Source organism: Acinetobacter sp. UBA6571, assembly GCF_002434085.1.
GTDB lineage: Bacteria > Pseudomonadota > Gammaproteobacteria > Pseudomonadales > Moraxellaceae > Acinetobacter > Acinetobacter radioresistens.
The window spans coordinates 149,726-155,805 of record NZ_DJJJ01000031.1; the positions used below are offsets into that span (position 1 = coordinate 149,726).

Annotated in this window: 5 protein-coding genes; 3 read left to right on the forward strand and 2 right to left on the reverse strand. The window is 44.1% G+C overall.

What is annotated here, in order from left to right; all coding sequences use genetic code 11:
• Positions 1-37 precede the first annotated feature (37 nt).
• Both dprA and B3X18_RS05740 read right to left on the reverse strand, forming a co-directional pair.
• The gene (dprA, locus tag B3X18_RS05735) at positions 38-1,168 is read right to left on the reverse strand and encodes a DNA-processing protein DprA (protein ID WP_034675550.1); all 1,131 of its coding nucleotides are present in this window, start codon (positions 1,166-1,168) and stop codon (positions 38-40) included.
• Positions 1,169-1,183: 15 nt separating this feature from the next.
• Entirely contained in the window at positions 1,184-2,332 is a 1,149-nt protein-coding gene (locus tag B3X18_RS05740; protein ID WP_034675548.1) for a LysM peptidoglycan-binding domain-containing protein, read from the reverse strand.
• A 124-nt stretch (positions 2,333-2,456) separates the two neighbouring features.
• Between B3X18_RS05740 and def the strand changes: the two genes are divergently transcribed.
• The 3 genes from def (at position 2,457) to B3X18_RS05755 (ending at position 5,631) form a co-directional block, all read left to right on the forward strand.
• On the forward strand, positions 2,457-2,987 hold the full coding sequence (gene def, locus B3X18_RS05745; RefSeq protein WP_005017251.1) for a peptide deformylase: 531 nt from the start codon (positions 2,457-2,459) through the stop codon (positions 2,985-2,987).
• 98 nt (positions 2,988-3,085) lie between these two features.
• Entirely contained in the window at positions 3,086-3,502 is a 417-nt protein-coding gene (locus B3X18_RS05750; RefSeq protein ID WP_005405866.1) for a DUF2946 family protein, read from the forward strand.
• A 65-nt stretch (positions 3,503-3,567) separates the two neighbouring features.
• Complete coding sequence (locus tag B3X18_RS05755; RefSeq protein WP_005017248.1) at positions 3,568-5,631, forward strand: TonB-dependent copper receptor; 2,064 nt, start codon at positions 3,568-3,570, stop codon at positions 5,629-5,631.
• Positions 5,632-6,080: the final 449 nt, after the last annotated feature.

Sequence of the window (6,080 nt, forward strand, 5' to 3'; positions counted from 1 at the left end):
ATTTACCTTGGAGCTGAAAACAGTGTTATTGTGAACCTTAAAAGCCCGGACGGCAACGCAGATAGCGCCCAGATTGCTGAACACATAGTCCAAGTAACTCAAGTTCCATCAGATGTCCGGTCAATTCAGCCGCAGGTAATGGCAATTTAAGAGCAATCTGGTCTAGATGCAGTCCTACCCAGTCTAGTTGTTGGTACAGTTCAAATAGATGTTCAGGTACCTGTGCCGGCTCGGGTACACTGCTTACCTTTTGTTGCTGGCTGTGCCACTGGGTCGGTAAAGCCAGATCTTCAATCAGCTGTTCCGGATGATCTACCAGTATGGCGCCTTCACGGATGAGTTGATGACAGCCTTGATGATGCTCGCTGTAGATATGGCCGGGAATGGCAAAAATAATCTTGCCCTGATCGGCCGCACGCTGTGCAGTAATCAATGAACCACTTTCTAAAGCGGCTTCTGCCACCAGTACACCTAGACTCAAACCACTAACAATACGGTTACGGCGTGGAAAATGATGCTTGAGTGGTTGGGTTCCCGGTAAAAACTCACTGACGATTGTACCGCCGTATTGAAGTATCTGTTCTTGAAGCTTACGGTTATGAGCTGGATAGACCAGATCTAGTCCGGTTCCGACTACAGCAATAGTACGCTGATGCTGCAATGCCCCTTGATGTGCTGCCTCGTCAATTCCCAAGGCAAGTCCACTGGTAATATAAAACCCTTTTTCACTCAGATAATACGCAAAATCGTAGGCTACTTGCCGGCCATGCGGGCTTGGTTTGCGACTGCCTACAATCGCGATCTGGGGTTGACTTAAGGCTTGAGCAGAACCTCGGCCAAACAGGATCGGAGGCTTATCTATATAAGGGTGCAGCTGCTGCGGATACAGTATATCTTCCGGCACTAAAATAAAATCGCAACTTGCCAGTACCCGTTGGGTCAGTTGCTCAAACTCAGCCTGACCGGTTGCGCTATAAAATTCCTGTGCCCGCTTGGAATGATTGGCATGCAGTTTTAAATTGCCCCAGCGCGCTAATGCTGCCGGAGTGGTTGCCTGTTCAGCACTGCCAAAATACTCAACCAGTTGGTTAAAACTTGAAACTGAATGCTGGACCAAATACCACAGCTTCAGACTGTGATAATGAAACTGCGATAATTCGGCAATCATAATAATGCTCCAGCCTTACTCTGCCATTGGCGGCGCCTGGATGCCGGAACCTACTTTGATAGGTAGGGCGCTGTCCAGTACATAAGCATAGCTCAACTGGTCAAAAGTACGGAAAATCATAATATTACCAACTTTTTGACTTGGCAGTTTGATTTGTTCGCGGGTTTTCGGATCACGTACAACTTCACCCTGCTGATAGACACTGAATACCTGACCGGACTGAACACCATGAATATTGCCCCGGTTAACAGTTACCACACTGTGTCTGGCTGCCGTACCGATTGATCCCATCACCCGAATTACCTGACCGCCTTCAGTCACCTGATGGTCAATTGTTGGATAGAACAGGGTAGGCAACATAGGATCATATTCTGGCATGACCCGATCCCCGCGACGGACTTCCCCATTATAACTTTGCGTTAATTCTAGCGTAGTAATATCCTGTTCATTCTGCACAGCTACGCCGGAAGCCACCTGAAGCAGCTCTACACCGGCATTATATGACTTGCCATTAGCATCGGTGAATATGTAAGGCTCACCCTCACGATAAACTGCATAACGCTGACCGACTTGCAGACCATTACCGCGTGCGTAAACGGTTTGACCGGCAGCAGCCAATACCCGGTTATCAGCCGTGCCTAAAATATAGGGGGTATTGACCACTGAATCTGGTGACATTATCAGGGTGCGTTCCAGCCAGACCCGAATATGTTCAAGTGGAATAACTGGAATAGCATTATTTAGGGATTCAACACGAACTTGTGGCTGCATACTGGTCTGGCCACCATAACGGCGAATAATACCTTCACAGCCGTCACCTTCATCTTTACCGATCAGCGGTCGTCCGTCTAGAGTGCACAGCAATAAACGGTCGCCCGGATAAATCCAGTGTGGATTCTTGACATGTTTGTTGCTGGCCCAGATTTCTGGCCAGCGCCACGGCTTACTCAAGAATTTTCCGGCGATATCCCATAAAGTATCCCCTCTTTTGACCACATAAACATTAGGAGCACTGGCTTTTAAAGAGGGCGGATTTATATTACGGCTGGCTGCTTCAGCCATGCCAGGCATGATTATTCCCAAACTTGAACAGATTGCGAGAGCAATAAACTGCTTTTTAAACCCCAAGGCACGAAGTGCGCTGCCTTTAAAAACTTTTTTCATTATCATAATTCCTAAAAATTATGTCTGTAGTTGCGTTATAATAACGACCTTACACACATTTTTTAATGAAGTTTTCCTTCATTTATTTGGTTTTGCAATACTGGCAACAAAAGAGGACGACTGTATGGCCTTATTACCTATTTTAAGTTTCCCAGACCCGCGTCTTCGTACCCTTGCCAAGCCAGTCGAAGAAGTGACAGATGAAATTCGCCAGCTTGCTGCAGATATGTTTGAAACCATGTACGAAGCGCCGGGCATTGGCTTGGCTGCAACACAGGTTGACCGTCATATTCAGTTAATCGTGATGGATTTATCTGAAGAAAAGAATCAGCCAATGGTTTTTATTAACCCTAAAATTACACCGCTTACTGAAGATACCCAGCCTTATGAAGAAGGCTGTTTATCTGTGCCACAAATATACGACAAAGTTGAGCGTCCGTCACGTGTCAAAATTGAGGCCCTTAACCTTGAAGGTAATGCCTTCGAGATCGAAGCTGACGGGTTGCTGGCTGTGTGTATCCAGCATGAAATGGACCATCTGAACGGTAAGCTTTTTGTAGATTACCTTTCTCCTCTTAAACGGCAACGTGCCCGTGAAAAAGTTGAAAAACTGGTGCGTTCAAGACAGAAGGAAAAGGTTGCAGCAAGACGCTAGTGGTTGAGCTGTCTGAATAATCTTTTAATAAGGCCCAATTTAATTTGGGCTTTGCTATACTGGGGCTCCAGTAAAATTTTGAGATTCAAAATTTGTTGATGCGTCAAGGGTTACTGCTGTCAGTCATAGCAGTATGTTTACAGATCGCGGTATTTTTACAGCCTCTGCTGCCCAAGCAGTATCAGGTTGCGCCTGTCTGTGAAACGATTACCCGTGCATTGTTACTGAACCATACTGTACCTCATGCTGAGCATTCAGCTGTATCTTATAGTCATCAGCATAATCTTCAGAAAGATTCAGCTTCTGAACACCATCACCATGATGCTAATCATCAATGCCAGTATTGTACTGTCTATGGCAATCTGGTATTGCCGCCTGAACTGGATATAAAAGAAGTCCTGAATCGTATTCAGGTTCGGCTGCTCGCTTTCCAGAAGACATTCAGTCATGTCTGGTTTGCACTCCAGCGGCTATTTTTATTACCTCAGGGGCGAGCACCTCCAATCTCTGCATAAACAACTTTTTCTCTGGGCCTCACTGGTCCAGGTCACTGTTTATTTGTATTTTTAGAGAGATTGATATGGCTCGGCCAAAATTCTTTTTACAGCCTTTATCGGCTGCAATTTTCATTGCCTGCTATTCAGGTACATTATTTGCCGAAACCGAGACCAGTGTGCAGACTCTGGCCCCTATTATAATAACTGCCCAGCAGGGTAATGAGGCTAGTGGACTGATTGTGCAGGCGGATCCTAAAAAGCCCATTCAGCCTGTACCTGCGACAGATGGTGCAGATTATCTGCAAAGTATTGTTGGCTTTAGTGCCATCAAAAATGGGGGAACCAATGGCGATGTGACCTTTCGGGGCATGTTTGGCTCACGCATCAAGATTCTGACTGACGGTACGGAAAATCTGGGAGCCTGTCCGTCACGTATGGATGCACCAACTTCTTATATTCAGCCGGAAAGTTATGACCAAATTTCGGTCATTAAAGGGCCGCAGACCGTACAATATGCACAGACCGGTTCAGCAGCCACTGTAATTTTTGAGCGTAAGCCAGTCCGTTTTAATGAAGATCAGCATTATCAGGGTCAGGCCAGTACCATGCTGGGTTCATTTGGCCGCCTTGATCACAATGTAGAGGCAGCAGTTGGTGACGAAAATAAATACATTCGTTTAAATGCTAACCGCTCAAAGTCAGATAGCTATAAAGATGGGGATGGTAATACTGTACCTTCCGCATGGGAGCGCTGGAATACAGATTTGGCCCTGGGCTGGACACCAGATGAACAGACCTGGCTTGAATTGACAGCTGGAAAATCAGATGGCGAGGCTTTATATGCCGGCCGTGATATGGACGGTTCCCAGTTTGCAAGGGAAAGTTTAGGCCTGCGTTTTGAAAAGAATAATATTAATGATGTGATTAAGAAAATTGAAGGGCAGGTAAACTATAGCTATAACGACCATATTATGGATAACTTTAGTTTGCGTACGCCTCCATTGGTTGAAATGACCCATAGTGGTATGACCATGCTGATGCCGGATCCGCAAGAGATGCAGGTGACTCGCCGTACTCTGAATACTCGCCTTGCAGTCACTACGGCATGGAATCAGGCAAATATCATCAGCGGTATAGATTCTCAGCACAATCATCATGCAGGCGGCATGACCTCCATGATGATGAATATGCCATTGACGACCAATATGAAGTTTCAGTCTTATGGTGCGTTTAGTGAGCTGAGTTATCCCTTCAATGAACATTACAAGCTGGTTACCGGTGCACGGATTGATCAGATCAAGATAGATGCATTAAAACTTGATGAGAACCGCAAGGAAACTCTACCAAGTGCTTTTGTCCGGCTGGAAGGCCAGCATCCAGAGCATGATGCTAAAACTTATATCGGTCTGGGCTATGTCCAGCGTGCACCGGATTACTGGGAGCTGTTCAGTACTGCTCACGGTAACACGGGTATGGGCAAACCAACCTTTAATGATTTGGATACTGAAAAAACCTTGCAACTGGATCTGGGCTATCAGCATCAGCATGGTGCTTTCAGCTCATGGCTTTCTGCTTATACCGGTCTAATTAATGATTATATTTTAATTAGCTATCATGACCATCCAGCTGCTGGCGCACATGGGCATGGTTCAAACTTTAGTGCAGGAGCAAAAAATATTGATGCAGTGATTGCAGGGGCTGAAGCAGGAGTTGGTTATCAGCTTACTGATGCAGTACAGGCTGATTTAAGTACCATGTATGCTTGGGGTAAAAATACTACAGATCATACCCCATTGCCTCAGATAGCTCCTTTAGAAGGACGCTTTAACCTTCGCTATGTTCAGGATAAATATACTTTGGGCTTACTTTGGCGGATGGTGGCGCAGCAGGACCGGATTAGCCTGAACCAAGGGAACATCGTAGGATATGATCTGCAAAAAAGTAAAGGTTTCAGCACGTTGTCATTAAATGGCTCTTATAGCCTGATGCAGCATGTCGATCTGGCTTTAGGTATAGATAATGTGCTCAATAAAACTTATACCGAGCATTTAAATCGGGCTGGAAGTTCAGGCTTTGGTTTTGCCAGCCATGAACAGTTTAATAATATGGGCCGCAATTATTGGGCACGTGTGAGTATAAAGTTCTAATCATTTCGCATTTATAAAAGTAAATGAAGACAAAAAAGCCATTGCTGTAAAACAATGGCTTTTTACTATTTGGAGGTAAGCAAAGATACTTTAGGAAAGGCTATTATAAAACTTGAATAGTAAGAAATTGAGCTTTATAGCGTATTTTGTATGTTTGAACAGCACTTTGGCGAATAGGAAGACAAAAATAGAATTAATATTGAACAATAAGCTTGATATTGAAAGTAATTTTTTAAATAAAATATATATAAAACAATATTTTAATATTAATTTGGCTAAATTTTAAATAGGAGGCTTTATAAAATAAAAAAATAATTAAAAAAAATTATTATTAAATAACAATAATTTATTTTTTTATTGGTTTGAAAAATAAACACACGATAAAAAATGTTTTTTAGAAGGGTTGCAACGATACTGAAATGCTGTAGAATGCACATCCATCGGCGGTG

Coding starts and splice junctions, on each gene's coding strand:
- B3X18_RS05740 (WP_034675548.1), bottom strand. CDS start 2,332: ATGAAAAAAGTTTTTAAAGGCAGCGCACTTCGTGCCTTGGGGTTTAAA.
- dprA (WP_034675550.1), bottom strand. CDS start 1,168: ATGATTGCCGAATTATCGCAGTTTCATTATCACAGTCTGAAGCTGTGG.
- def (WP_005017251.1), top strand. CDS start 2,457: ATGGCCTTATTACCTATTTTAAGTTTCCCAGACCCGCGTCTTCGTACC.
- B3X18_RS05750 (WP_005405866.1), top strand. CDS start 3,086: ATGCGTCAAGGGTTACTGCTGTCAGTCATAGCAGTATGTTTACAGATC.
- B3X18_RS05755 (WP_005017248.1), top strand. CDS start 3,568: ATGGCTCGGCCAAAATTCTTTTTACAGCCTTTATCGGCTGCAATTTTC.